Here is a 26,021-nt window from a genome sequence, read left to right as displayed (position 1 = left end):
ACGCTGTACTGGTTTAAATTGAATTCACTATATCAAAAATATAGATTAAAAGATAAATAGGCTAGGGTGTATTTTTAATGCAAACTCACCACGTTGCCTAGTCCCATTTGCGCAAAATTCTGTTGCGATTGCGTGATTTCATGTTATGAATCATCAAGCAGCCTGAAAATCTATTTATAATCGTTTTAAATGAACAGTCTGCGTTAATTTCAAACGATTATAGATTTTGTGAAACTTTATTTTCAGGCTGCCTTTTATTGCTATTATTTATATAATTCCCCTTTTTCATCAGGCAGCCTGAAATCATGTCCCCATTTGTATTATTTGACGATGCACGCCAAGCACATGCATTTGTTTTGCAAGATTTTGTTTATCAAGATAAATTGACTGCCGAACAACTGCCGCAACTGGATACACATTTGCAACGCGCGTGGGCAAACGGCTTATATTGCGCCTTGTTTGCCGATTATGAATTGGGTTTGCCGCTGCAAAAATTGCCTGCATCACACACAGGCAGCCTGAAAATATTGTGGTTCAAAACGCGCAACATTGTGGCGAATGTGGACGATTGGCTCACGCAACATGCCAGCGCACAACCAGCAGGTTTATCCACACCGCAACTCAATGTTTCACAAGCCGAATATTGCCAACACATCGCGCAGATTCACGCTGCCATTCAACGCGGCGACACCTATCAAATCAATCACACTTTGCGTTTAAATATGCAAACATATGGCGATCCGATGCGCCTATATCAACGTTTGCGCCAAAATGTGCCTTATGCAGCATTGGCAAGGCAGCCTGAAAACACATGGACATTGTGTTTTTCGCCAGAATTATTCTTACGCATTGAATCCACAGGGAAAATCATCACCGAACCAATGAAAGGCACAGCACCGATTTTGCACGATGGACACGACCAAGAACGCGCTCAAATCCTGCAAAATGACCCGAAAAATCGCGCCGAAAATACTATGATTGTGGATTTATTGCGTAACGATTTGGGCAAAATCGCGCATATTGGCGGCGTATCCGTCCCCGAGCCGTTTGCGGTAAACGCGTTTGGCAGCGTGTGGCAAATGACCAGCCGCGTGGAAGCGCGTGTGCCGCGTGAAACAACGGTTGCGCGAATTTTTCAGGCTGCCTTTCCGTGCGGCAGTATCACGGGTGCGCCCAAACGCAAAAGCATGGAAATCATCGCACAATTGGAAGATACGCCACGCGGCTTATACACGGGCAGTATTGGCTTTTTGCAGCCTGAAACCGATAGCGAATTGGGCTTTTCAGGCTGCCTGAATGTGGTAATTCGCACGCTGCAATTATCGCCGCACCACGATGGCACATTTGATGGCACATACGGCGTGGGCAGCGGCATTGTGATAGACAGCCAAGCGGCGGACGAATATGCAGAATGTGGTTGGAAAGCACGATTTATCCGCGAATTGCGCCCTGAATGCGGTTTGTTTGAAACCATGCGCGGCGAACAGGGCGCGATTGCATGGCTGCCCGAACATTTGGCGCGTTTGGCACAATCGGCGCACGCGCTGAATATTCCATTTGATGCGGCAGCGGCGGAAGATTGCGTGCGCGCGATTTTGTCCGATATGGCGGCGGATAAAGTGTATCGCATCAAATTAAGTTTATCGCCACAAGGCAGCCTGAACACCGAATACGCGCCACTTGCGCCTTTATCGGGACAACAACGTATTCGCATCAGCGACACGATTTTGCCGCGCCACGATAGTTTGCGCCGCCACAAAACCACGCATCGGGCAGTCTTTGATGCAGCATGGCAAACAGCGGAACAGCATGGCGCGTTTGATGCGCTGTTGTTTAACGAAGATGGTTTTTTGTTGGAAGGAGGTCGCAGCAGCGTGATGATTTTGCTGGATAATCAATGGCTCACGCCCGCAGCGGATTTGGACATTTTACCGAGTATTGCGCTGGCAAAAAGCAGCCTGAAACCCAAAGCGGCATATATTACGCGTGAAATGTTGTATCGGGCGGATAAGATTTGCGTGGGCAATGCGCTGCGTGGTTGGATGGAAGTTTTGCTTGATGCGTCATGATTGAGCCGATTTTTTCAGGCTGCCTTTTAAATTGGAATAAACAATATGATTTTTTCTATACAAGATGAACAATATATGCGCCGCGCATTGGATTTGGCATGGCAAGGACGATTTTCCACTTCGCCCAATCCGCGTGTCGGTTGCGTGATTGCGCAGGGCGAACAAATTGTGGGCGTGGGTTTTCACGTCCGCGCAGGAGAACCGCACGCCGAAGTTCATGCGCTGCGTCAAGCTGGTGCATTGGCGCGTGGCGCAACCGCGTATGTAACATTGGAACCCTGTTCACATTATGGTCGCACGCCGCCCTGTGCCAAAGGTTTGATTGAAGCAGGTGTAGCGCGTGTGGTGGCAGCAATGCAAGACCCTAATCCATTGGTGGCAGGCAAAGGTTTGGCGATGTTGGCACAAGCGGGCATTGTGGTGCAACATGGTTTGTTGGCGGACGAAGCGCGTGCTTTGAATCGCGGATTTTTGTCGCGTATTGAACGTCAACGCCCATTTGTGCGCGTGAAAATCGCCGCCAGTTTGGATAGCAAAACCGCGTTGGCAGATGGGCGCAGTTTTTGGATTACAGGGGCAGCAGCGCGACATGATGTGCAAATCTTACGCGCCGAAAGTTGTGCCATTTTGACAGGTATTGGCACGATTTTAGTCGACAATCCGCGTTTGAATGTGCGTGAAATTGCCACTATCCGCCAACCGATTCGGATTGTGTTGGATACGCATTTCAGGCTGCCTGAAAGCGCACATGTGGTACAAGATGGTGGTAAAACGTGGGTTATTACTTTGACAGACACGCCCGATTGGGTCGCCAAATATAGCAATGTGCGCGTGTTCAGGCAGCCTGAAAACGTGTCTCAACAAATTAATTTGCCCGAATTATGGCAAACTTTGGCGCAAGAAAATATTGGCGAATTGATGATAGAAGCGGGTGCAACCTTATCTTCGGCAGCGATTGCGGCGGATTGTGTGGACGAAATTGTGTTGTATCAATCGCCAAAAATATTGGGCGAAACAGGCAAAAATGCGTTCAGGCTGCCTGAAAATGCGGCGATTTTGGCGCGTGAAGCCGATTGGCGCACGGTTTCGTTGCAAACGTTGGGCGATGATATGAAATGGGTTTTGCAGAAAAATGTGTTGTGAATATAAGTTTTCAGGCTGAAACCTTTGTATAGTGGATTCACTAAATCAGGACAAGGCGACGGCGAACGCCGTGTACACATAGTATAGTAAATTCACTATAAAACTTATTCAGGCAGCCTGAAAATGTTTTCAGGCTGCCTTTTTACGATAATTTTATCCCGACACAATCTTAAAAATGAATGACCGTACGAATAGATTTACCTTCGTGCATTAAATCAAATGCTTTGTTGATGTCTTCCAGCGGCATGGTATGCGTGATGAAATCGCTTAATTTAAACTCACCACGTTGATATTGTTCAATCAAATCAGGCAATTCGCTGCGACCTTTGTAGCCACCAAATGCCGAACCGCGCCACACGCGACCCGTTACCAATTGGAATGGGCGTGTGCGAATTTCCGCACCCGCAGGTGCAACGCCAATAATCACGCTTTCGCCCCAACCTTTGTGGCAACATTCCAATGCCGCACGCATCAAATCTACATTGCCCACGCATTCAAATGAAAAATCCACGCCGCCATCGGTCATTTCAATAATCACTTCTTGAATCGGTTTGTCGTAATCATTGGGATTGATGACATCGGTTGCACCCAATTCTTTGGCTTTGGCAAATTTATCGGGATTGATGTCAATGCCAATGATGCGTTTGGCTTGCGACATTCTCGCGCCGATAATCGCTGCCAAACCAATGCCACCCAAACCAAACACGGCAACGGTATCGCCAGCTTTCACTTTGGCGGTTTTGGTTACTGCGCCAATGCCTGTGGTTACGCCGCAGCCGAGCAAGCACACTTCTTCCAATGGCGCATCGTCTTGAATTTTTGCCAATGAATATTGCGATACAACGGTGTATTCAGAAAATGTGGACGTACCCATGTAATGATAAATTGGTTTGCCATCTTTGAAAAAGCGTGTCGTGCCATCAGGCATCAAACCTTTGCCTTGTGTCGCGCGGACTGATGAACACAAATTAGTTTTGCCTGACGTACAGAATTTGCATTGTTTGCATTCGGCGGTGTAGAGCGGAATCACATGGTCGCCGACTTTGAAATCGGTAACGCCTTCGCCCACCGCTTCCACAATGCCTGCGCCTTCATGTCCCAATACGCAGGGGAATACGCCTTCGGAATCTTGTCCTGACAGCGTATAAGCATCGGTATGGCATACGCCTGTTGCGACAATACGTACCAATACTTCGCCTGCTTGTGGCGGCATCAAGTCAATTTCTTCAATGACCAGCGGTTGATTTGGTGTATACGCTACCGCAGCACGGGTTTTAATCATATCCATAAATGATATTCCTTCAATTTATCAAAATAAATAAAGGCAGCCTGAAAAACATTTTCAGGCTGCCTACTCCATTATTCTTCTGGCTGTTCGCCATCAGTATCATCTAACATACCTTCGGTAATAATTGGATTGACCAAACCTTCGGCACGAATTTTGTCTGCAATTTCATTGGCGATGTCTGGATTTTCTTTCAGCCAGATACGCACATTTTCCTTACCTTGACCGATTTTGCCATCATTGTAGCTAAACCAAGCACCCGATTTTTTGATGATGCCCATTGCCACGCCAATATCAATCAGCTCACCTTCCCAGCTAATGCCCTCGCCGTACAAAATATCAAATGCAGCTTGACGGAATGGAGGCGCAACCTTGTTTTTAATCACTTTTACTTTGGTTTCTTTACCGATTGGCTCATCACTATCTTTTTTCTTAATTTGCGCAGAACCACGGATATCCAAACGGATAGATGAATAGAATTTCAAGGCATTACCGCCTGTTGTGGTTTCGGGGCTACCAAACATCACACCAATTTTCATACGCAACTGATTGATAAACACCACCAAAGTATTGGTCTTTTTGATGTGTCCCGTCAATTTACGCAAGGCTTGGCTCATCAAACGCGCATGCAAACCCACATGACTGTCGCCCATATCGCCTTCAATTTCCGCTTTCGGAACCAGCGCAGCAACCGAATCCACCACCACCATGTCTACGCCGCCAGAACGCACCAAAGTATCACAAATTTCCAATGCCTGCTCGCCCGTATCAGGTTGAGACACCAGCAATTCTTCCACTTTCACGCCCAATTTACGCGCATAAATGGGGTCAAACGCATTTTCCGCATCAATAAACGCGCACACGCCACCATTTTTTTGGCATTGTGCAATCGTTTCCAAACACAAAGTGGTTTTACCCGAAGATTCAGGGCCAAAAATTTCCACAATACGACCACGCGGCAAACCACCCACGCCCAACGCCAAATCCAAGCCCAATGAGCCTGTGGAAATCACTTGCAATTCTTCTTGCTCTTGGCTGCCGTCCATTTTCATGATGGAGCCTTTGCCAAAATTCTTCTCAATTTGCGCCAATGCCGCCGCTAATGCCGCGGCTCTATCGGTCGGTTTATCCGCGCTTTTTGAAGGTTTATCTGTACTTTTGTCTGCCATGATGCTCTCAAAATTAGTAGGTTAAAATCAACGCGTATTATCGCATATTTCAGGCTGCCTGAAAGCGGATTTTGTGATACCTGTTATCGCTATTTTGGCTGAAACTTTTGTAACATTTATTCAGGCAGCCTTTCAGTACACGACAAAAAACATTTCCGTAGGTCGGGCATGAATGCCCGACATCAGAAATCACAGCACATCGTCGGGCATGAATGCCCGACCTACAAAATGTCGTGTACTGAAAGGCAGCCTGAAAAACCATAGATTGGATATTTGTATTTGACAATTTTTAAATCAAACAAATGATTGTTAAATATGAAAAATGCTGGATTTTAAGAATCTGACTTACAATTTTGGGTTTTATATATAGTCGCTTAAAATAAAAATAGGACAAGGCGACCACGCCCGCCGTGTACATCTAGTACATAAGGGTGTGGGCAACGCAGTAGTATTTTTAATTTTAAGCGACTATAGGTTTCAGGCTGCCTTTGTAAGAATTAATCCGAAACCTTTGTAAAATCTATTTCAGATAATTTTTTAGTATCAGCGCATGACCTAAAAATTATTGCGTGCTGTAAGGCAGCCTGAAAATCAAAATATTTAAATTAGGCAAATCAAATACATCTTAAATTCACATTTGTCATACGCTAGACAATATTTGTTAAGAAGAGTTATCATAGTTAATGAAAATACTTATCATTAATTTATTTATAACTGATTGAGACTATCATGAAATTACCTATTTTTAAATTATCCGTATTATCTTTGGCATTATTTGGCAATATGGCGCACGCGGCTGGCGAACATTCGCAAGAATTACAAAACATTGTTGTGAAAGGAGACCCTTCCTCTTCTGCACGCCGTATTACAGTTAAACGCATGGAGGAAACCACCAATACCCAATTAAAAGAAGTGTTGAAAAACGAGCCTTCTATCAGCATGGGTGCGGGTTCTGGCACATCACAATATTTGTATTTGCGTGGCATGGGGCAAAATTCCATTGACGTGAAAGTGGACAATGCTTACAGCGACAGCCAAATTCACTACCACCAAGGTCGCCATATGCTTGACCCTGCGTTGGTGAAAATTGTGGCGGTGCAAAAAGGTGCGGGCAGCGCGTCTGCTGGTATCGGTCAAACCAATGGCGCGATTATCGCCAAAACTTTGGACGCAGCCGATTTGCTGAAAAACAGCAGTAATCCCAATTTTGGTGTGCGTGTGAATGCTGGTTATAACAGCAATGACGGTCATAACTATGGTTTGGCAGTATTTGGTCAAAATGGTGCGTTTGATTATTTGTTGGCAGGTAATCATGTTCAAGATAATAACTACAAAGGTGGTAAAGGTTATGTGAACAGCTTTGGGGAAAATAAAGCACCTTATAGTGAATTAAATAAGAATAGTTATTTAGCAAAATTGGGTGCGACATTCGGTAACCAGCGTTTTGTGTTGAGCCACATGCATGAACAACACAAAGGAGAACGCTTGGTACGAGAAGAGTTTCCTGCTGACCCGATTGGTACACCAGGAAGCAAGTTAACATTAGACCGCCAATTCCCTGCCGAACGCAAAATGTATGTGGACAAAACCGATTTGACTTGGGCAGGCAAAGATTTGGGTTTTGCACAATCAGCCGAAGCCAATGTTTACCATATGACACACGGTCGTTGGTCTGCTGACGATTCGGGCAATGGTTACGCAGGTGGCAAGCGCAATACAAGCTCAACCAAAAATAAAGTGGTTACCACTGGTGCAAATGTGAATTTTGACACGCAAATACACGACAAAATTTTGTTGAAATATGGTGCAAACTACCGTCAACAAGAAGTGAAGCCAAACACATTTTTCAATGCCAATCTCAATAATCAAGAGAAACGTGATATGGGCGTGTATGTGGAAGCCATTTCTGATGTAACCGACAAATTGACACTGACAACGGGCTTGCGCTACGACCATTTCAACTTTAAAGCGATGGACGGCAAAAAACGCAGCGATGGTGCAGTTAATCCAAGCGTGAGTGCCATTTACCAAGTTACGCCTGAATTTAGCGTAAATGCCTTGCACAATTACGCAACTCGTAGCCCGCGTATGCACGATGTTTTGCTGTCGCATGGTGCGCGTGGTGTAATAACAATTGGCGACAATACCAAAGCCGAACAAGCGCGTAATACCGAAATTGGTTTTAATTTCAATAATGGCACATTTGGTTTGGAAGGTGCATATTTCTGGCAAAACATTAAAGATGCCTTGGGTACAACCAATGGACGTAGTAATCACGGAACCGATGCTCAAGCCATTGTGAACGCAGGTAAAATTAAAAACCATGGCTATGAATTATCAGGCTCATACCGCAATGGTGCTTGGACAGCACGTTTGGGCGTAGCACACAGCAAACCACGTTTCCATTCTCAAACCAGATGGGAAAAAGATGACAGTGGAAAAATGGTAGAGAAAAGTTTGTTAAGTGGCAACCCTGAATACGCCAGCGCGATTGGTCGTACTTGGACAGCATCTTTAGCATATCGTTTTGCTAATCCTAATTTAGAGTTGGGTACACAGTTGCGCGTATTGGAAAAGGTAAAAGCGGAAGACAATTACTTTATTCAAGGTGGTACGCTGAAAACAGGCTCTGACAAAGGCAAAGCAGGTTATGGTGTGGTTGATGTTTCTGCCAACTGGAAACCGTTGAACAACGACAAAATGAATGTGAATTTTGCCGTACATAACGTTGCCAATAAAAATTATCGCCCACACGCACAACGCGGCTCTTTCGCGGGCGAAGGTCGTCAATTCCGCGTTGGCATGAACTATACTTTCTGATGATGTAAAATCTTTTCAGGCAGCCTGAAAATACCAAATCATTTATTTTATGATGATTTTGTGGGTTTTCAGGCTGCCTTATAGTACACGACAAAAAATGATTTCCGTAGGTCGGGCATTTATGCTCGACATTGATGAATCATGGCGCATTGTGTCGGGCATAAATGCCCGACCTACTTCAAAAATTGTCGTGTACTGTAAGGCAGCCTGAAAATATTTTTATGAATATTCATAAAGGAAAAAATAATGAAAAAATCCCTGATTGCTTTATTGACCGTTACTGCGCTTGTCGCTTGTGGTCAGCAACAAAATCAACAAAGCACCAACAATGCTGCATCTGCCGCTTCTGGCGCACAAGCCACCACCATCAAAGGCGACAAAAAAGATGACAAACCCCTAAAACCACACGACATTCAAGGCGAAAAAGTCAATGTGAAAACCACACGCGGACAATTTGATGTACCGAAAAATCCCGAACGCATTGCCGTTTACGATTTGGGCATGATGGACACTTTGACCGCTTTGGGCGTGAACGTGGGCGCAACGGTGGACAAAGCCCCATTGGCGTATTTGCAACCTGTGGTGGATAAAGCCACCCACGTTGGCACCTTGTTTGAGCCAAATTACGAGGCTTTACATGCATTTAAGCCGCAGCTCATTATTACAGGCAGCCGCGCCAATAAAGCCATTCATCAGTTAAATGAAATCGCGCCGACCATTGAAATGACAGCTGACACCCAAAATTTACGCGAAAGCGCGAAAGAGCGCATTGATGCATTCGCCCAAATTTTTGATAAACAAGCCGAAGCCGATAAACTGAAAGCCGAAATTGACCAAGCATTTGCAGATGCCAAAGCCGCCGCACAGGGCAAAGGTACAGGTCTGGTATTTGTGGTAAGTGGCGGTAAATTATCCGCACAAAGCCCGACTTCACGTTTGGGCGGTTGGCTGCACAATGACATTGGCATTGCACCTGTGGATACGGCGATGAAAGAAGGCTCACACGGCATGCCGATTTCGTTTGAATACATCAAAGAGAAAAATCCCGATTGGCTGTTTGTGCTTGACCGCAGTGCGGCGATTGGCGAAGAAGGTCAAGCCGCCAAAGATGTGTTGAACAACCCATTGGTTGCCGAAACAACGGCTTGGAAAAAAGGACAAGTGGTGTATTTGGACGCTGGCACTTATTTGGCAGCAGGCGGTGCGCAACAGTTACAAATCGCTGCCAAACAAATTACCGAAGCCATGAAAAACGCCAAATAAATCGCGTTCAAAAATTCAGGCAGCCTGAAAATGGGTTTCAGGCTGCCTGAACGTACTTTTTAGTACAATGGGGGAATAAACATGTTGGAGCCAACACATTCACGCCAAACCGCCCGAGTGCAAACTTGGGACGGCAAAGTCGGCATGGCTCAAATCCAAGACGGCGGTATTTGCGAAATTACCATTGAAACAATGGATTATGCGCCCGTACAAGTGGGCGATAAAATTGAGATTTTTTGGTTTGATGGCAAAATAGAAAGTTGGCGGATTGCGCCAAAGGTGGGACAAATGGAAACGTTGGATTATGCAGAATTATCGCAAATGTCAGGCAGGCAATTTTTTGCCAAACGCAGCCAAATTTTGTTGCGCGAACTGTATCATTTTCTATCGCTTATCCTGTTTTTGTGTATTTTGGCGATGATATTGCCTGATTTTTCGTGGACAAATATGTTGGGCGGTATTGTGGGCTACACCGTTGTTCGCATTATTGATTTGGCTTTATTTGGTTTAAGAAAAACGTGGGCATGGACGGAAAACGACAGCGCAATCATTGTCAGCCAATATGCGGAAGTCAATCAATGCAACGCCTATTTACAATGGCACGACATCGCCAGCGCAGAAATCCGCAAAACCCAATTTTTCCGCTTAAAATATTTGCACATCACACCGAAAAAACACATCAGGCAGCCTGAAATCAAATTAGCCTTGTTTTTATTGGATAAACAAGCGCAAGATGAAACCATACACATCATACAAAAACGCATTCAGACTGCCTGAAAAATAAAACCTTAATTTAATTGAATAAAAATGTCGCAAAAAACCTTATACCTTATCGCTTTTCTGCTTACCGCCATTTTGTTTATCGCCAGCTTGTCTGTGGGCGTGGCGAGTTTTTCGTGGGCGCAACTGTTTTCAGGCAGCCTGAACGACAGTTCGCAACTCATGCTGATTAGCCGCTTGCCGCGCACCTTTGCCATTGTGCTGACGGGCGCGTCTATGGCTGTGGCGGGCATGATTATGCAAATTCTGTTGAAAAACCGATTTGTGGAGCCGTCCATGGTGGGCGCGAGTCAAAGCGCGGCTTTGGGTTTGCTGCTCATGGCATTGCTTGCGCCCAGCGCGGCTTTGATGTTGAAAATGTCTGTGGCGGCTGTGGCGGCAATGGTTGGCATGCTGATTTTCATGGCTTTGACGCGCAAACTGCCGCCTACCGCGCAACTGCTCGTGCCTTTGGTCGGGATTATTTTCGGCGGCGTGATTGAGAGCGTGGCGACGTTTATCGCCTACGAATACGACATGTTGCAACTGTTAAGCGTTTGGCAGAGTGGCGATTTTTCGGGCGTATTGCTGGGGCGATACGAATTGTTGTGGCTGACGGGCATCATGGCGATTTTGGCGTATGTGATTGCCGACCAACTGACGATTGTCGGTTTGGGCGATTCTGTGGCGGCAAATTTGGGTTTGAACCGCAACGCGATTTTGTGGATTGGGCTGACGATTGTCGCGCTGATTACGTCTTTGGTGGTGGTAACGGTGGGCAATATTCCGTTTATTGGCTTGGTCGTGCCGAATATTGTGAGCCGTTTGTTGGGCGACAAATTGCGGGCGAGTTTGCCTGCGGTGGCGTTGTTGGGCGCGAGTTTGGTGTTGCTGTGCGATGTGATTGGGCGCGTGATTGTGTTTCCGTTTGAAATTCCCGTTTCTACCGTGTTTGGGGTGTTGGGGACGGCATTGTTTTTGTTTTTATTGTTCAGGCAGCCTGCGCGTGGGTAAATGACAAACATCACGAAAGGGATAAAATATGAAATTACCATTTAATTATCAATTAATTATTTTTAAAACATTAGATGGTGTTATGCCGATTGGTGAATTTGAAACATGGTTGTATGCCGACCAAAAATTAGCGCAATGGCTGCCTGAAAATGTCTATTATGATTTAATCAGTTTAAATTTCAAAGACAAACATATTTTGCATGAATTAGACAAATTATTAGCGAACTATTTGGACAAAAACCAATACTTGCAATGGCAACTGATACAAATTTTAACCCAGCTTATTCAAAAACCTGATGATAAATGGGCATTGGTAAAAATCTATGATTTGTATTGTCATGGTTATTATTTTATGCGTTTATTAGCGTTAAAGTATGGTTTATGTCTCATTCATGAAAGTGATGACATCAGATTTGCACCTGAAAGCCTTACCGAAATTCAGCAACAAGCCACATGGTTATTGAACACATTAGAAAATGGCGAAATTCAATTATTTGAATCCAATCAATCTGATTCACCATTTCATATTGACTATATTGACCAACGCAGCGAAGCAGACAAACAGCGTACTGATTTACCTTAAATTGAATATTCACTGGATGCGCAGTCCTTTCAGGCAGCCTGAAAGTCCATACACAAAACAAATTCAAAAAATGAAAAAGTTTCAAGTATAATGAAAACTTTTCCAAATTAGCCGACAAATTTTCATTATGAAAAAAGACATCATTTGCCGCCAACGCTATTTAGAGCGCGTCCGCCCCTTTATTGGCAAAGCACTGATTAAAGTGTTTACAGGACAACGCCGCGTGGGAAAAAGCTATTTGCTCTTTCAAATTATGAAAGAAATTCAACTGGATAACCCACAAGCCAACATCATCTACATCAACAAAGAAGATTTGGCATTTTCCCACATCAAAACCGCGCCAGAATTAGCCGAATATGTTTTGGCAAACAAAAAAGCGGGGCAAATTAATTATATTTTTATTGATGAAATTCAAGAAATTAATGAATTTGAAATTGCCTTGCGCTCGCTGCTATTGGACGAAGAATTGGATTTGTACTGTACAGGCAGCAACGCGCATTTACTCTCACGCGACATCGCGGGTGCGTTGAGCGGTCGTGCGATAGAAATTCATGTGCATTCATTGTCTTACGCTGAATTTTTGCAATTTATGCAGCAAGACGACAGCGACAAAGCCATGGCGCAATTTTTAAAATATGGCGGCTTGCCCTATCTAAAAGACTTGCCAAAACAAGATGATATTGTATTTGAATATTTACGCAATATTTATTCAACCATTGCCGTGCGCGACATCGTCCACCGCTACGCCTTACGCAACGTGCAATTTTTGGAGCAATTAACGCAATTTTTAGCCAGCAATATTGGCAATTTATTTTCCGCCAAAAAAATCAGCGACTTCCTGAAATCACAACGCATTTCCGCCAGCACCACGCAAGTGCAAAACTACGCCGAATATTTGGAAAACGCCTTTCTGATTTACAAAGTAAAGCGATATGATATTGAAGGAAAACGAATTTTTGAAATTGGCGAAAAATATTATTTTGAAGATTTGGGTTTACGCAACGCGCTCATCGGCTACCGCGCCCAAGACCGCGGCAAATTATTGGAAAACGCCATTTTCAATCATCTGCAAATCGCAGGATACGATGTCAAAATTGGCGGATTAAATAGCCAAGAAATTGATTTTGTAGCAGAAAAAAATGGCGAACGCATTTATGTGCAAGCCACACTCACAATTAACGAAGAAAAAACGCTGGAACGTGAATTTGGTAATTTGTTGAAAATTCAAGACAATTATCCAAAATATGTGGTAACGATGGACGAATTTGACGGCAACACGTTTCAAGGCATTAACTGTTTGAGTTTGCGCGCTTTTTTGTTGAAATTGGATAGCGAATAAATGTTTTCAGGCTGCCTTACAGTATACGAGATTTTGTAGGTCGGGCATTCATGCCCGACAATGTGCTGTAATTTCTCATGTCGGGCATGAATGCCCGACCTACGGAAATCATTTTTGTCGTGTACTTTCAGGCTGCCTGAAAATGGAAAATAAGGAAAAAATATGCAAAAACGCACATTTTACGAAAAATTATTTAAACGCACTTTCGGCAAATACGAAGATGAATTATCCAAGGAAGAATACCAAAATATTGCCAAACAATATTTGAAAGCAGGTGTTTGTTTATTTTGGATTTTATTTGCGGCAATGGTGTTTCAGGGCTGCCTGATTATTGTGGGCTATTTTATTGGCGAGACTTTGCGCTTTGATATTCCTGCCTTTATTTGGTTGATGATTTTTGGCGGATTATTGGGTTATTGGAAAAACATGAATCATTTTAAAAAATAAATTCAGGCTGCCTGAAAGAAAGATTATGACAAAAGACATCAAAAAAATCATCATTTTAACTGTTTTACTGCTGATTTCCTGCGCCGCCTTTTTGGTGTGGAACGCGCAGGGCAACTGGGATTTTGTCCTGCCACTTCGCGCGAAAAAGCTGGGGGCATTGCTGCTGGTGGCGTATTCGGTGGGCGTGTCCACGCTGCTGTTTCAGACTTTGACCAACAATCCCATACTCACGCCGTCCGTGTTGGGCTTTGACACGCTGTACATTTTTTTGCAAACGCTGCTGGTGGTGCTGCTCGGCAGCGTGGGCTACACGCAACTGCCTTTGACGGGCAAATTTTTCTTGGAATTGGCGGTAATGATGGGGGCTTCCGTGCTGCTGTTTCAAATGCTGCTGCGGCAGGGCGGACGCGATTTGACGCGCATGATTTTGATTGGCGTGATTTTTGGCGTGCTGTTTCGCAGCGTGTCCAGCCTGTTGCAGCGCATCATTGACCCCGAAGAATTTGCCGTTGCCCAAGCCAACACATTCGCCAGTTTCAACACGGTAAACACCAATTTGCTACTGGTGAGTGGCGCATTGGTGGCGTTGAGCGGCACCTTTTTGTGGCGCGAACGGCACCGTTTGGACGTGCATTTGCTGGGGCGCGACCAAGTCATCAATTTGGGCATTGATTATTCCAAACACACTTTGCTGATTTTATTGTGGATTTCTGCGTTGGTAGCGACGGCAACTGCTGCCGTTGGACCTGTGAGTTTCTTTGGATTGCTGGTTTGCGCGTTGGCAAATTATGTTTCAGGCAGCCTGAAACATTCTGTGCGTTTGCCGATGGTGTTTTTGCTGGCGGCGATTATGCTGGTGGGCGGTCAAGCCATTTTTGAACACGCGCTGGGCATGAAAGCTGTGTTGAGCGTGGTGGTGGAATTTGCGGGCGGCTTGGTGTTTTTGTGGTTGGTGTTGGGGAAACGCAAGGTGTTGTGATTGTAAAGCAAAGAAATCATACATTTGATTTAGTTAAGTTTGTTTCTAATGATATTGATGGCACATATTGGCTGGATAATAATTTTTAAGGCAGCCTGAAATGTGTTTTTCAGGCTGCCTAATGAAATGAATTATTTACAACGTCCTGCTGCTTTTGATAAAGCATTGCAATTGGTTGAACCTGTTGCGGAACCTGCACCCGAGCAAATCGCATCAGAAGACAGTACACCTGCTACCGTTGTAATGTAACATTGATGTGAACGTCCACGCGTAGTTGCCACAAATTTAACTGAATCAATGTCGCCATGACGATTGGAAATCGTTACTTTATCAGCAGTAGTATCCAAAGCAAATGCGGCTTTTTCTTTCAAAGCGTTATCAGAAATAACTGCATTACCGACCGTTCCACAAGCAGATAAAACCGCAGCACAAATCAAACCCATAACTAATTTATTCATTTTAAAGCCCTTATATTGAAGGTTGAGAAAATTTAACTTTATTGTATCACTAAATGATTTTATGAAAATATATTTTTGGTAAATACCACTTTCAACTCTTTATTTTAATTTTAAAATGAACTGATTTATTTGACATAAAATGCCCAAAAAGTTGCCTAATTAAATCAAATGGTATTTTGGTCATTACGATTTTATTTTCAGGCTGCCTGAAAGAAAGAAAAATCATGATAGAAATCAAAAACATCTCCCACAAAATTGGCGAACAAATCATTTTAAACAATGTCTCGCTGAACATTCCACAAGGTGGCATTACCGCCCTAATCGGCGCAAACGGCGCAGGGAAATCCACGCTGTTGTCGTTTATGGCGCGATTGCAGCCGCTGGTTTCAGGCAGCATTGCCTACAATGGGCGCGATTTAGCCAGTACACCCACCGCCGAAGTCGCCAAAATCCTGTCCATTTTGACGCAGGAAAACAGCATACACAGCCGCATTTCCGTGCGCGATTTGCTGATGTTCGGGCGTTACCCACATCATCAAGGTCGCCCCAGCGAACACGATAAAGAATTGGTGGAAAAAGCGATTGTGCAATTTCAGCTTGAAGCGTTTGCCAACCGTTATCTTACAGAATTGTCGGGTGGGCAACGCCAACGCGCCTTGATTGCGATGGTGTTTTGCCAATCCACCGAATTTGTGTTGTTAGATGAACCGCTTAACAATTTAGATATGTATTACGCACGTAATTTAATGCAACTTTTGCGCCACATCACTCATGACCATAATCGCACAACGGTGGTGGTGTTGCACGACATCAACCAAGCCGCCGCCTACGCCGACCACATTGTCGCCATGCAAAAAGGCGAAGTGAAATTTCAAGGCACACCCGAAGAAGTGTTTACCGTAGAAAATATCAAAACTTTGTTTGATATGGACGTGGACATTTTGGATTACAAGGGCAAAAAATTGATTGTGCATCATGTATAGTAAATTAAAATAAGAAATCTGCTTCGTTGCCCACGCCCTTATGTACTATTTGTACACGGCGGGCGTGGTCGCCTTGCATCTTTCTTATTTTACTTTACTATATAGTGAATCCACTATATAAAACATCAAAATAGGCAGCCTGAAAATATTTTTCAGGCTGCCTATTGTTTAATTATTCCAAGCTCTTGCTGCCTCCATATCCGCCCAAATTTGCTGTTTCAAAGCGTCCCAATCGGCAAATTTTTGTTCATCACGCAATTTGTGCAAAAACGACACTTGTACACGCTGTCCATATAGGCAGCCTGAAAAATCAAATAAATGCACTTCCAGTTTCGGTTCAAGCGTATCAGAAACGGTGGGATTCACGCCAAACGATGCCACGCCACGCCGCGTGCCAAAATCGCCCACCACATCCACCACAAACACGCCACTCAACGCATAATGATGATTGGGTAAATGCACATTGGCAGTTGGACAATCAATCGTCCGCCCTAATTTTTTGCCATGTTTAACGTGTCCGCTTAATGTGTACGCGTGTCCCAAAATATGCGCCGCTTGTGCCAAATCTCCCTCATTCAAAGCTTGGCGCACAGCGGTACTGCTGGCGCGCGCACCTGCGACCAAAATGCTGGGCGTGCATTCGGTTACAAAATCGTTTTGCCGAGACAACAGCGAAAAATCGCCACCGCGTGCTTTGCCAAAACGAAAATCATCGCCAACCAATAAATAGCGCGTATGTAATTTGTCGCGCAAAATTTGTTGGATAAATTGCTCGGCGGTTATATTGGCAAAATGTGGGTTAAAACGCAGTATCCATGCGGCTTTCAGGCTGCCTGTTTCCGCCAATAAACGTAATTTGTCGCGCAAAGGTGTCAAACGATAAGGCACAATTTTGCCTGTTTGTTGGCTAAAAAATTCGTTGGGTTGTGGCTCAAAAATCAGCGCGATGCTGTTGAGTTGGCGTTTTGTGGCTTGTTGCGACAGGCGAGCTAAAATATGGCGATGACCTGTGTGCACGCCATCAAAATTGCCAATGGTTACAGCATGTTCCTGTGTGGGTATGGGGGCATTTTGCCCAATCCAAATATCCATGTGTTCAAAACTATAATACGAAAAGTGAGCATTTTAATGACTTTTCAGGCTGCCTGAAACCATATTTATAGTTGCATATCATCATTTTGCTTAATTTTTATCATGCAAATGACCGCTTTTATTGTAAAATAGCGTATTTTTTCGTGAAGCTGATTTGTTAAAGCTTTTGCACGATACTGAAAATAATTATTAGAAATGGGTTTGGAGCTATGAGCTTTCGTTATGACATTATTTGGGAATACCGTCAGATGTTTATTGACGGTGCGCTGCTAACATTGAAATTAACCAGCATAGCGGTGGTTTTCGGTTCTATTTTGGGACTGATTGGTGCGTTGATGCGCATCGTGCATTTTGAAAAAGGAGGACCGATTGCCAAAGGTTTGGCATGGTTAATGAGGACAGTATCGCTGATTTATGTATTGCTGTTTCGTGGTACGCCCTTGTTTGTACAAATTTTTATTTGGCATTTTGTGTGGTCGGTTGCGCTGATTAATCCCACCGATGGTTTGTTGATTAGTGGCGAATTAGCAGCGGAATTGCGCCGTAATTATGGTGCGTTGATTGCGGGTACGCTGGCAATTACGGTGAACACAGGTGCGTATGTAACCGAAATTTTCCGTGCAGGTATCCAATCCATTGACAAGGGACAAATGGAAGCTGCGCGCTCTTTGGGCTTGACCCATGCACAGGCGATGCGTTTTGTGATTTTGCCACAAGCCTTACGCCGTATGTTGCCACCTATGGCAAATGAATTTATCACCTTGTTGAAAGACAGTTCATTGTTATCCGCGATTGCCGTAGCAGAATTGGCGTATGTACAAAAAACCATTTCGGGTCGCTATTCCATTTACGAAGAGCCTTTGTACACCGTTGCGCTGATTTACTTGGTGATGACTTTGTGTTTAAGCTGGATTTTCTCGCGCTTGGAAAAACGTTACAACGTGGCTCATCATTAAAATCAAATCCCTGTTTATTCAAATAAACAGGGATTTTTATTTTCAGGCTGCCTTTTCTATCATAGAGGCAGCCTGAAAATTTTATTGAGACAAATCTAGTCGTTTGAAATTAAAATATAGTCGTAGAAATGAAAATGCAGTACAAGGCGACAGTGACCGCCATGTACACCGAGTACATAAGAGAGCTGACAACGCGGTACTGGTTTAGTGAATTCACTATATGTAAAAATGGCGTTAGTTTGCCTTGTTTTTGTAAAAATTTAATCTCGCATACAATCAATTATTGATTAAATATTTCCATTAATTAAATTTTTCAAAATTTAATTTTCGATATTATAAAATCTCAATCGTATTTTCAGGCTGCCTGAAAATTGTGTAAAATTCAATTTTCAACAATTCAGTAAAGCCCATCTCATGTATGAACAATTAAAATTGAGCAACCAAATCTGCTTTCCATTATACGCACTTTCCAAAGAAATTACGCGCCAATACACGCCCTTTTTGGACACATTGGATTTGACTTATCCACAATACTTGGTCATGCTGGTGTTGTGGGAATTTGGCGAGCAAAGTGTGGGCGAGATTGGCGACAAATTGCACCTTGATAGCGGTACGCTTACCCCACTTTTAAAACGCTTACAAAGCAAAAATTTAGTGGCACGCACCCGCAGTCAAACGGACGAACGCACCGTCATCATTACCCTGACCAATGATGGCCGAGCGTTGGAACACAAGGCGGTAAACATTCCTAATCAAGTAGCGGATTGTTTGACTTTGACGGCTGATGAAGTGGCGGTATTACAAAAAATTGCCAGTCAGTTAAAATAAAATGACTTTTCCATTTTTGAAAGCCAGTTTTCCAAAAATAGACATTGTATACAATTTAATTGTAAGCTATAATAATTTCATCAATCAACAATTAAGCGGAGTAACCAAAAATGTTAGACTTTGAAACCACCGTTCGCACCCGTCAATCCATTCGCAAATTTTTGCCCACACCAATGACCGAGCAAGAAATCAAACAAATCCTTGCCGATGCCCAAAATGCCCCGTCTGCGTGCAATACTCAGCCGTGGCTGGTGCATATTGCGTCTGGCGAAACTTTGAAACGCCTGCACAAAATCATTGGCGAACGCTTTCACGCAGGGCAATTTACCCCAGATTTTGAGTTTGACCAAATGAAATACGGTGGCATTTATGAACCGCGTTGGCGTAATCAATATGCCCATGTTTTTACAACCAGTTTTGGTGTGGAACGCGAAGATAAAGCTGGGCGTGCGACCGTGATTGAACAAAATATCACAGGTTATGGAGCAGCACACATGGCGTTTTTGTTTATGCCTGCGATTGACAATCACGATGTCAATATTGCCAATGATATGGGTATGTATTCACAAACTTTTTTACTTTCTTTGACCGCTCGTGGCTTTGGTGGCATTCCTATGTTATTTTTGGGATTGTTTGCCGATGATATTCGTAAAGAACTGGGCGTTTCAAGCGATTACAAACTGTTGCACGGCATTGCCTTTGGACACCCTGATTGGGACGCCATGCAAAACAAACACCATTTGGGGCGTGTGCCAGTAGAAGACAGTGTGGTGTTGCATTGGTAAAAGCATCAAAAAACACCGTTTATCGTGATGATAAGCGGTGTTTTTTATTTCAGGCTGCCTGAAAATTTTATTGAGACAAATCTAGTCGTTTGAAATTAAAATAATACGGTATTGTCAGCTCCCTTATGTATTTATGTACACTGCGGTTGCTGTCGCCTTGTCTTCTTGTAATTTGAAACGACTATACATGACCCTCAAACAAATCACTTTAATTGGTGTTGGTTTAATCGGTGGCTCGTTTGTGCTGGATTTAAAACGCCACAAACGCGTACAAACCGTTGTCGGCATAGATTTAAACCGCACCAATCTTGACCGTGCGCTGGAACGCCGCGTGATTGATGTTGCTTATACCCAAATCTGCGCTGAGGCTGTACAACATGCTGATTTGGTGTTGATTGCCACGCCCGTTGCCACATTGCCCAATATTTGCACCACGCTCGCCCCATTATTATCTGAACATACTATAGTCAGCGATGTTGGCAGCACCAAACAATCCACGCTCGCTGCTTTCAGGCTGCATTTGCCGCAACAATTTGCCCATTGTGTCGCCGCGCATCCCATTGCAGGTTCAGACCGCAGTGGTGCATTGGCTGCACAATTTGGTTTGTATCAAGACAAAAAATTGATTTTGTGTCCAAACGAACAACAAAATGCAGGCAGCCTGAAAACCATAGAAACCTTGTGGCAAGCGGTGGGTGCACACACGCACATTATGTCTGCCCACGAACACGATGAAATTTTCGCCGCCGTTTCCCATTTGCCGCATTTACTCGCATTTGCTTACGTCCACCAAATGCTTGACCACCCCAAAGGCACGCATTATTTGGATTTTGCAGGCAGCGGTTTTCGTGATTTCACACGCATCGCCGCCAGCAGCCCCGAAATGTGGAAAGACATTATGTTAGCCAATAAAAACAGTTTGTTGGATTTAATCGCTGCACAAAAACAGCAACTGGATTATTTAGCAGACAGCCTGAAAAACAACGATGCTGATGCATTGATACATTATTTTCAGGCTGCCCAAAAAGTACGCGAAGAATGGGGCGATAAACATTGAATATAGTCGCTTAAAATAAAAATAGTACAAGGCGGCCACGTCCGCCGTGTACATCTAGTACATAAGGGCGTGGGCAACGCAGTAGTATTTTTAATTTTAAGCGACTATATCCATTTTCAGGCTGCCTGAAAATCACACAAAACACATTATTTCATTATTTTTAAGGAATCACATGGCACTCCAAATACAAATCATGCCCGTAACCGCATTTCGCCAAAACTGCACCCTGATTTGGGACGATGAAACCCAAGAAGCCGTGCTAACCGATGTGGGTGGCGACGTAGATTATGTCCTCTCCGAAATTCAAAAACGCAGCCTGAAACTGCAAGCCGTGTGGCTCACGCATGGACATTTAGACCACGCAGGTGGCATTCCTGCGCTATTGGAACGCATCAACGTCCCCATATTGGGCGCACACGAAGACGACCAATTTTTGTTAGACACGCTGCCCGAAACCACCGCATCATACGGTTTCCCCATTTGTCCCGCATTCACGCCCACACGTTATTTGCACGAAGGCGACACGCTAACCGTTGGGAACTATACCTTCCAAGTATTGCACATACCAGGACATACACCAGGACACGTTGTATTTTATTGCGCCACCGTATCGTTGTTGATTGCGGGCGATGTTTTATTTTATGAAAGCATCGGGCGTACTGATTTTCCACGCGGCAATCATGATGATTTATTGCGCAATATCCGCGAAAAATTATACATTTTGCCCGATGATACCCAAGTCATCGCAGGACATGGGCGCATGACCACCATTGGACACGAGAAAATGTATAACCCATTTATACGCGCTTAAAATATATAAAAAGGCAGCATGAAAAATAGTTTTCAGGCTGCCTTTTATGTTTGATTTATGATTATATTGAAGAATTAACCCGCAACAGCAGTATCTTCATCTTCCTCATCGCTGTATGTGCTGCGAATTACCAATAATGGCAAATGACTTTGGCGCATAACGGTTTCCGCAAAACTACCCATCAGTAAATGCATCAAACCAGTGCGACCATGTGTGCCAATCACAATCAAATCTGCACCATGATTATCCGCATAATCCACCAATTCCTGCGCCATTTCTTTCGCACCTTTGGAAGCGACCAGCAGATGTGTTTCTACTTCGCTTACGCCTGCATTTTTTGCCACCAAGCCTGCTTCTGCCAGCACTTCATTACCACCCGAAATGGCTGCGGCTTCATAGCTTTCATGTTGCAAAAATTCAGGTGCCAATGTCATGTATTCGCTGGGATTGGCAACAGTAACCAAAGTTAATTTAGCATTACCAGCCACAGCCAAACTAGCAGCATGTTGCAATGCGTTCAAAGAAGTATTGCTACCATCAACGGCGACTACGATGTGTTTGTACATAATAAAATGCTCCTTGTTTATAGAAGGGTTGTTGGTTTACCCAACGATTACAGTATAATCCATGCACGTCTATTTGCGGCAAATTTTTATCAAAAAACGCCGCTTTCAGGCAGCCTGAAAACAATATTACAACAAGGAAAAACCATGACTCAATCCGATTACACACGCCGTTTTGGAGGCATTGCCCGATTGTATGGCGAACACGGTTTGCACGCGCTGCAACACGCACATGTTTGTGTTGTCGGTGTGGGCGGTGTTGGTTCGTGGGCAGTAGAAAGTTTAGCGCGAAGTGGTGTGGGAGAATTAACGCTGATTGATTTGGACAACATCGCCGTTTCCAATGTAAACAGACAGTTACACGCGCTCACGCCCGATTTTGGCAAACCCAAAGTAAGCGCCTTGCGTGAACGAATCGCACAAATCAATCCCGATTGCGTGGTACATGAAATAGAAGATTTTGTGGACGAAAATAATCTAGCCAATATTTTCAGGCTGCCTTTTGATTTCGTGATTGATGCGATTGACCAAGTGCGCGTAAAAGTCGCGATGGTGGATTATTTTATTAAACATAAACAAGCCTTTATCATTAGTGGTGGTGCAGGTGGACAACGCAATCCTGCGCTGATTGAAACCGCCGATTTATCGCAAACGACACACGACCCATTATTGTCTAATTTGCGCTACACCTTACGCAAAAAACACGGTTTTGCGCGTGAAGGCAAAATGCGAGTGCCATGCGTGTATTCGCGCGAGCAGATTACGCCGCCGCAAGTCGCAGAAAATTGCGAAATCACGACACCACAAGGTTTATCGTGTGCAGGTTATGGTGCGAGTATGTTGGTTACGGCGAGTTTTGGTTTGCATTGTGCCACCGCTGCGATTGAACATATTATTAAACGTGCGGCGAAATAGGCTTTCAGGCTGCCTGAAAAACATCACAACTCTGTTTTCAGGCTGCTTTTTATTTTACAATGCAGCCTGAAAATCCCACGTTCATTTTATCCACAAAGGAAATCATCATGTCTCACAAAACCCATCTTTCCCTTGCGATTGCCGCCATTGCATTAGCCGCGTGCCAAAGTGTTACGCCACAATCTGCCGACCAGTTGGCGCGATACAGTATGCAACGTCAGTTCAGCGATGATTATCGCTACAATTTTTCAGGCAGCGCACAATTTCAAATCAATGAACAAACGCGTGAAAAATTAAACCAAACGGCGGATAAAGTGGCTGCCGATGCCAGCGATGATGTTGTCAGCCGAGTGGAAGGCATCGTACATGATGATAATTACCGCCAACATCTCAACGAAGCTGTCACTGCCGTACTCAAAATGCTGGCGCAATCCACTCGCTTGAATTACACGGGTGCGGTGGATTTGTCGCAAGGCAAAATGGAAATTGTGCCGCAACTGGAACAATCGACGCAGCGCAATGTATACAGCAGCATTAAAATGCCGATGCAGTTGAATGTAAAACACAAAACGCTGTATGTTGACCCCGAAGCCATTACCTATTTTACCGACCCGTTTATGCAAATATCTCAACTGCAACCGATAAACGGACGTTTGGTGTCGTTCACGCTGCCTGAAAAATGGCAACATCGCGTGCCATTTCAAACATTGGCTAAAGCGTATCCAAAAGCCTTGGACGATGGTTATGCCAGCTTGCCTGCCGAGAGCTATCAATTTAAACCTGTGGACGAAATGGGTCACAAATTGGGTGCGAGTAAACAAATTGAGTTAGACCTGACAATGGCGCAAATGATAAGCATGAGCCAAGTATCGCTGCAAAGTTTGCATGACCAAGTGGCAGCGGCAAAATTGGAAGAGGGTGTGAGCGAAGAAGACCGCGACAAAACCTTATTAGCGTTGTCAGAATTAGCAAAAATGAATGCTGGCAAACCACGCAATGCCGAAGATAAAATGGACAAATTTGCACAATTGGATAGACAAACGCAAACGCTGTTGAAACAAGTGCGTTATCGCCAACAATTATATGTGGACGGCAAAGGACGTTTGTTGGGTACACATAGTGTGTTGAGTTTTAATGCTGCCAATGATGATGTAGCACGAACAAAACTTGGCAACATGGAAATCGCTTTGGTTAGCCACACACATTATGATTATTCTGCGCCTAAATTCACTTTGGATGCGGCAATACCGAATGCGGTGGATTTGTCTTGCGTATTGGAAGACATTAAATCGTGTGAACAAAAATTAAGCGTTCAGCCAAAACCTGTTGCCAGCGCATCGGAAGTCGCCACCAGCGAAAGCGATGAAGTACAAGATTGGCGCGAATGGGCGGAACAAAATAATATCGCCATTGAAGTGAAATAATTGTTTTTTCAGGCTGCCTTACGGTACACGACACAAATCTTTAATATGACCTGAAATCTGTCCCCTCACCCGCTGGCGGGGGAGGGTTAGGGTGCAGACCTGCCAAGTTCTGTACTTCGTAGGGGCAGATTTCATATCTGCCCTTTCTACGATTATTTGAATTGTGGTACTTCCCACAGGGCGGATATAAAATCCGCCCCTACGACACGATGAGAACTTGGCAGGTCTGGGGTTAGGGTGGGGGTGGCTCGTTGATTTTCAGCATAATGAATCTGTTCCATAGATTCCCCCCACCCTAGCCCCCCATTGGAGACGGGGGAGGGAACAGATTCGTGGTTATTTCAAAAAAATGTCGTGTACTGTGAGGCTGCCTAATCATGCAAATATGCAAAAGGCAGCCTGAAAATTATTTGAATAACGCAATCCATTCAATATTTATATCTCACTTTTTCAGGCTGCCCTACGGTACACGATAAAAAATGTTCCGTAGGTCGTGCATTGATGCCCGACAACAAATCGTGTGCTGTAAGGCAGCCCATTAACAGAAAGTCCCCCATGAAAGCCATGATTCTAGCCGCAGGGCGCGGCGAACGAATGCGCCCACTTACTGACCATACTCCCAAACCTTTATTACACGCAGGTGGCGAACCGCTGATTGGCTGGCATTTGCGCCGCCTAAAAGCCGCAGGCATTGAACAAATCGTTATCAATCACGCATGGCTCGGGCAGAAAATTGAAGATACGCTTGGCGATGGTGCAGCTTATGGCGTTCACATCGCCTATTCGCCCGAAGGTGCACAAGGTTTAGAAACCGCTGGCGGCATTGCCACCGCGCTGCCTTTGCTGGGCGATGCGCCATTTTTGGTAATTAACGGCGATGTTTTAACCGATATAGATTTTCAGGCTGCCCAACAAATCGCAACAAGTTTACCCAATACAGGCAAACTCGCCCATTTGTGGCTCGTACCCAATCCAGAACACAATCCCACAGGCGATTTTGGTTTGTTAAACAACGGTTTGCTAGACGCTAATCCCCACAACGGCACAGGTGCAACATTCAGTGGCGCAGGCGTGTATCTGCCCGAATTATTCGCCAACACGCCACCGCACACCGCCGCCAAACTCGCGCCCTTATTGCGCCAAGCCATGTCGCAACAACGCGTATCAGGCGAAATGCACACAGGTTTGTGGCTAGACGTGGGCACGCCCGAACGCTTGGCACAAGCCGATGCCATTGTGCGTGCGCGTACAGATTGGGCATAATTATCTGGTAAAGGCA

The 26,021-nt window shown here is 44.5% G+C and carries 26 protein-coding genes; 20 read left to right on the top strand and 6 right to left on the bottom strand.

Annotated elements, in window-relative coordinates; genetic code table 11:
• The first annotated feature begins 305 nt into the window (after positions 1–305).
• Positions 306–2,069: a bifunctional chorismate-binding protein/class IV aminotransferase gene (locus tag MIS45_RS10100; RefSeq protein ID WP_249450445.1), complete on the top strand. Its 1,764-nt coding sequence runs from the start codon at positions 306–308 to the stop codon at positions 2,067–2,069.
• 45 nt (positions 2,070–2,114) lie between these two features.
• On the top strand, positions 2,115–3,212 hold the full coding sequence (gene ribD, locus MIS45_RS10095; protein ID WP_249450444.1) for a bifunctional diaminohydroxyphosphoribosylaminopyrimidine deaminase/5-amino-6-(5-phosphoribosylamino)uracil reductase RibD: 1,098 nt from the start codon (positions 2,115–2,117) through the stop codon (positions 3,210–3,212).
• 169 nt (positions 3,213–3,381) lie between these two features.
• Here the strand turns inward: ribD and MIS45_RS10090 are convergent, their stop codons facing one another.
• Both MIS45_RS10090 and recA read right to left on the bottom strand, forming a co-directional pair.
• Positions 3,382–4,500 (bottom strand): S-(hydroxymethyl)glutathione dehydrogenase/class III alcohol dehydrogenase, encoded by a 1,119-nt coding sequence (locus MIS45_RS10090; RefSeq protein ID WP_430472147.1) that lies wholly within the window; start codon positions 4,498–4,500, stop codon positions 3,382–3,384.
• A 71-nt stretch (positions 4,501–4,571) separates the two neighbouring features.
• Positions 4,572–5,666: a recombinase RecA gene (gene recA, locus MIS45_RS10085; RefSeq protein ID WP_249450443.1), complete on the bottom strand. Its 1,095-nt coding sequence runs from the start codon at positions 5,664–5,666 to the stop codon at positions 4,572–4,574.
• Positions 5,667–6,395: 729 nt separating this feature from the next.
• Here recA and MIS45_RS10080 point away from each other — a divergent pair.
• The 9 genes from MIS45_RS10080 (at position 6,396) to MIS45_RS10040 (ending at position 14,870) form a co-directional block, all read left to right on the top strand.
• The gene (locus MIS45_RS10080; RefSeq protein ID WP_249450442.1) at positions 6,396–8,486 is read left to right on the top strand and encodes a TonB-dependent receptor domain-containing protein; all 2,091 of its coding nucleotides are present in this window, start codon (positions 6,396–6,398) and stop codon (positions 8,484–8,486) included.
• Positions 8,487–8,535: 49 nt separating this feature from the next.
• The gene (locus tag MIS45_RS10075; protein ID WP_249445846.1) at positions 8,536–8,697 is read left to right on the top strand and encodes a hypothetical protein; all 162 of its coding nucleotides are present in this window, start codon (positions 8,536–8,538) and stop codon (positions 8,695–8,697) included.
• 32 nt (positions 8,698–8,729) lie between these two features.
• A complete protein-coding gene (locus tag MIS45_RS10070; RefSeq protein WP_249447742.1) occupies positions 8,730–9,749 on the top strand; it encodes a siderophore ABC transporter substrate-binding protein in 1,020 nt (339 codons plus the stop codon).
• 81 nt (positions 9,750–9,830) lie between these two features.
• Positions 9,831–10,526 (top strand): hypothetical protein, encoded by a 696-nt coding sequence (locus tag MIS45_RS10065; RefSeq protein ID WP_249450441.1) that lies wholly within the window; start codon positions 9,831–9,833, stop codon positions 10,524–10,526.
• A gap of 30 nt (positions 10,527–10,556) precedes the next feature.
• The gene (locus MIS45_RS10060) at positions 10,557–11,522 is read left to right on the top strand and encodes an ABC transporter permease (protein ID WP_249450440.1); all 966 of its coding nucleotides are present in this window, start codon (positions 10,557–10,559) and stop codon (positions 11,520–11,522) included.
• A 28-nt stretch (positions 11,523–11,550) separates the two neighbouring features.
• Positions 11,551–12,105, top strand: a complete 555-nt coding sequence (locus MIS45_RS10055; protein ID WP_249442493.1) for a hypothetical protein — start codon at positions 11,551–11,553, stop codon at positions 12,103–12,105.
• Between the two features lie 127 nt (positions 12,106–12,232).
• A complete protein-coding gene (locus MIS45_RS10050) occupies positions 12,233–13,444 on the top strand; it encodes an ATP-binding protein (protein WP_249450439.1) in 1,212 nt (403 codons plus the stop codon).
• A gap of 162 nt (positions 13,445–13,606) precedes the next feature.
• Positions 13,607–13,891: a hypothetical protein gene (locus MIS45_RS10045; RefSeq protein ID WP_249442491.1), complete on the top strand. Its 285-nt coding sequence runs from the start codon at positions 13,607–13,609 to the stop codon at positions 13,889–13,891.
• A 25-nt stretch (positions 13,892–13,916) separates the two neighbouring features.
• Positions 13,917–14,870, top strand: a complete 954-nt coding sequence (locus tag MIS45_RS10040) for an iron chelate uptake ABC transporter family permease subunit (RefSeq protein ID WP_249450438.1) — start codon at positions 13,917–13,919, stop codon at positions 14,868–14,870.
• 131 nt (positions 14,871–15,001) lie between these two features.
• On the opposite strand, the gene MIS45_RS10035 is transcribed toward MIS45_RS10040, so the two are convergent.
• On the bottom strand, positions 15,002–15,328 hold the full coding sequence (locus MIS45_RS10035; protein WP_249450437.1) for a hypothetical protein: 327 nt from the start codon (positions 15,326–15,328) through the stop codon (positions 15,002–15,004).
• Between the two features lie 224 nt (positions 15,329–15,552).
• On the opposite strand from MIS45_RS10035, the gene MIS45_RS10030 reads away from it, so the two are divergent.
• Entirely contained in the window at positions 15,553–16,311 is a 759-nt protein-coding gene (locus MIS45_RS10030) for an iron ABC transporter ATP-binding protein (RefSeq protein ID WP_249450436.1), read from the top strand.
• Between the two features lie 168 nt (positions 16,312–16,479).
• Here the strand turns inward: MIS45_RS10030 and ribF are convergent, their stop codons facing one another.
• Positions 16,480–17,403, bottom strand: a complete 924-nt coding sequence (ribF, locus tag MIS45_RS10025) for a bifunctional riboflavin kinase/FAD synthetase (protein WP_249450435.1) — start codon at positions 17,401–17,403, stop codon at positions 16,480–16,482.
• A gap of 209 nt (positions 17,404–17,612) precedes the next feature.
• Here ribF and MIS45_RS10020 point away from each other — a divergent pair, with 209 nt between their 5' ends.
• The 5 genes from MIS45_RS10020 to MIS45_RS10000 all read left to right on the top strand — a co-directional run bounded on the left by MIS45_RS10020 (position 17,613) and on the right by MIS45_RS10000 (position 21,840).
• A complete protein-coding gene (locus MIS45_RS10020) occupies positions 17,613–18,359 on the top strand; it encodes an amino acid ABC transporter permease (RefSeq protein ID WP_249445836.1) in 747 nt (248 codons plus the stop codon).
• A gap of 414 nt (positions 18,360–18,773) precedes the next feature.
• Complete coding sequence (locus tag MIS45_RS10015) at positions 18,774–19,187, top strand: MarR family winged helix-turn-helix transcriptional regulator (RefSeq protein WP_249445835.1); 414 nt, start codon at positions 18,774–18,776, stop codon at positions 19,185–19,187.
• A gap of 110 nt (positions 19,188–19,297) precedes the next feature.
• Complete coding sequence (locus tag MIS45_RS10010) at positions 19,298–19,972, top strand: nitroreductase (RefSeq protein ID WP_249446818.1); 675 nt, start codon at positions 19,298–19,300, stop codon at positions 19,970–19,972.
• Positions 19,973–20,159: 187 nt separating this feature from the next.
• The gene (locus MIS45_RS10005; protein ID WP_249450434.1) at positions 20,160–21,029 is read left to right on the top strand and encodes a prephenate dehydrogenase; all 870 of its coding nucleotides are present in this window, start codon (positions 20,160–20,162) and stop codon (positions 21,027–21,029) included.
• A gap of 172 nt (positions 21,030–21,201) precedes the next feature.
• Positions 21,202–21,840 (top strand): MBL fold metallo-hydrolase, encoded by a 639-nt coding sequence (locus MIS45_RS10000; protein WP_249450433.1) that lies wholly within the window; start codon positions 21,202–21,204, stop codon positions 21,838–21,840.
• Between the two features lie 74 nt (positions 21,841–21,914).
• Here the strand turns inward: MIS45_RS10000 and MIS45_RS09995 are convergent, their stop codons facing one another.
• Entirely contained in the window at positions 21,915–22,406 is a 492-nt protein-coding gene (locus tag MIS45_RS09995) for a universal stress protein (RefSeq protein WP_249442481.1), read from the bottom strand.
• Positions 22,407–22,550: 144 nt separating this feature from the next.
• Between MIS45_RS09995 and MIS45_RS09990 the strand changes: the two genes are divergently transcribed.
• Both MIS45_RS09990 and MIS45_RS09985 read left to right on the top strand, forming a co-directional pair.
• A complete protein-coding gene (locus MIS45_RS09990) occupies positions 22,551–23,318 on the top strand; it encodes a tRNA threonylcarbamoyladenosine dehydratase (RefSeq protein ID WP_249451379.1) in 768 nt (255 codons plus the stop codon).
• 107 nt (positions 23,319–23,425) lie between these two features.
• Positions 23,426–24,742, top strand: coding sequence for a hypothetical protein (locus MIS45_RS09985; RefSeq protein WP_249450432.1), 1,317 nt, complete (start codon positions 23,426–23,428; stop codon positions 24,740–24,742).
• A gap of 428 nt (positions 24,743–25,170) precedes the next feature.
• On the opposite strand, the gene MIS45_RS11425 is transcribed toward MIS45_RS09985, so the two are convergent.
• Entirely contained in the window at positions 25,171–25,299 is a 129-nt protein-coding gene (locus MIS45_RS11425; protein WP_283397421.1) for a hypothetical protein, read from the bottom strand.
• Between MIS45_RS11425 and murU the strand changes: the two genes are divergently transcribed.
• Positions 25,298–26,005, top strand: a complete 708-nt coding sequence (gene murU / locus MIS45_RS09980) for an N-acetylmuramate alpha-1-phosphate uridylyltransferase MurU (RefSeq protein ID WP_249450431.1) — start codon at positions 25,298–25,300, stop codon at positions 26,003–26,005. The genes MIS45_RS11425 and murU overlap by 2 nt on opposite strands.
• Positions 26,006–26,021 lie beyond the last annotated feature (16 nt).

The organism is Wielerella bovis (assembly GCF_022354465.1).
Taxonomy (GTDB): domain Bacteria; phylum Pseudomonadota; class Gammaproteobacteria; order Burkholderiales; family Neisseriaceae; genus Wielerella; species Wielerella bovis.
This window is presented reverse-complemented; position numbering and strand designations above follow the sequence as displayed.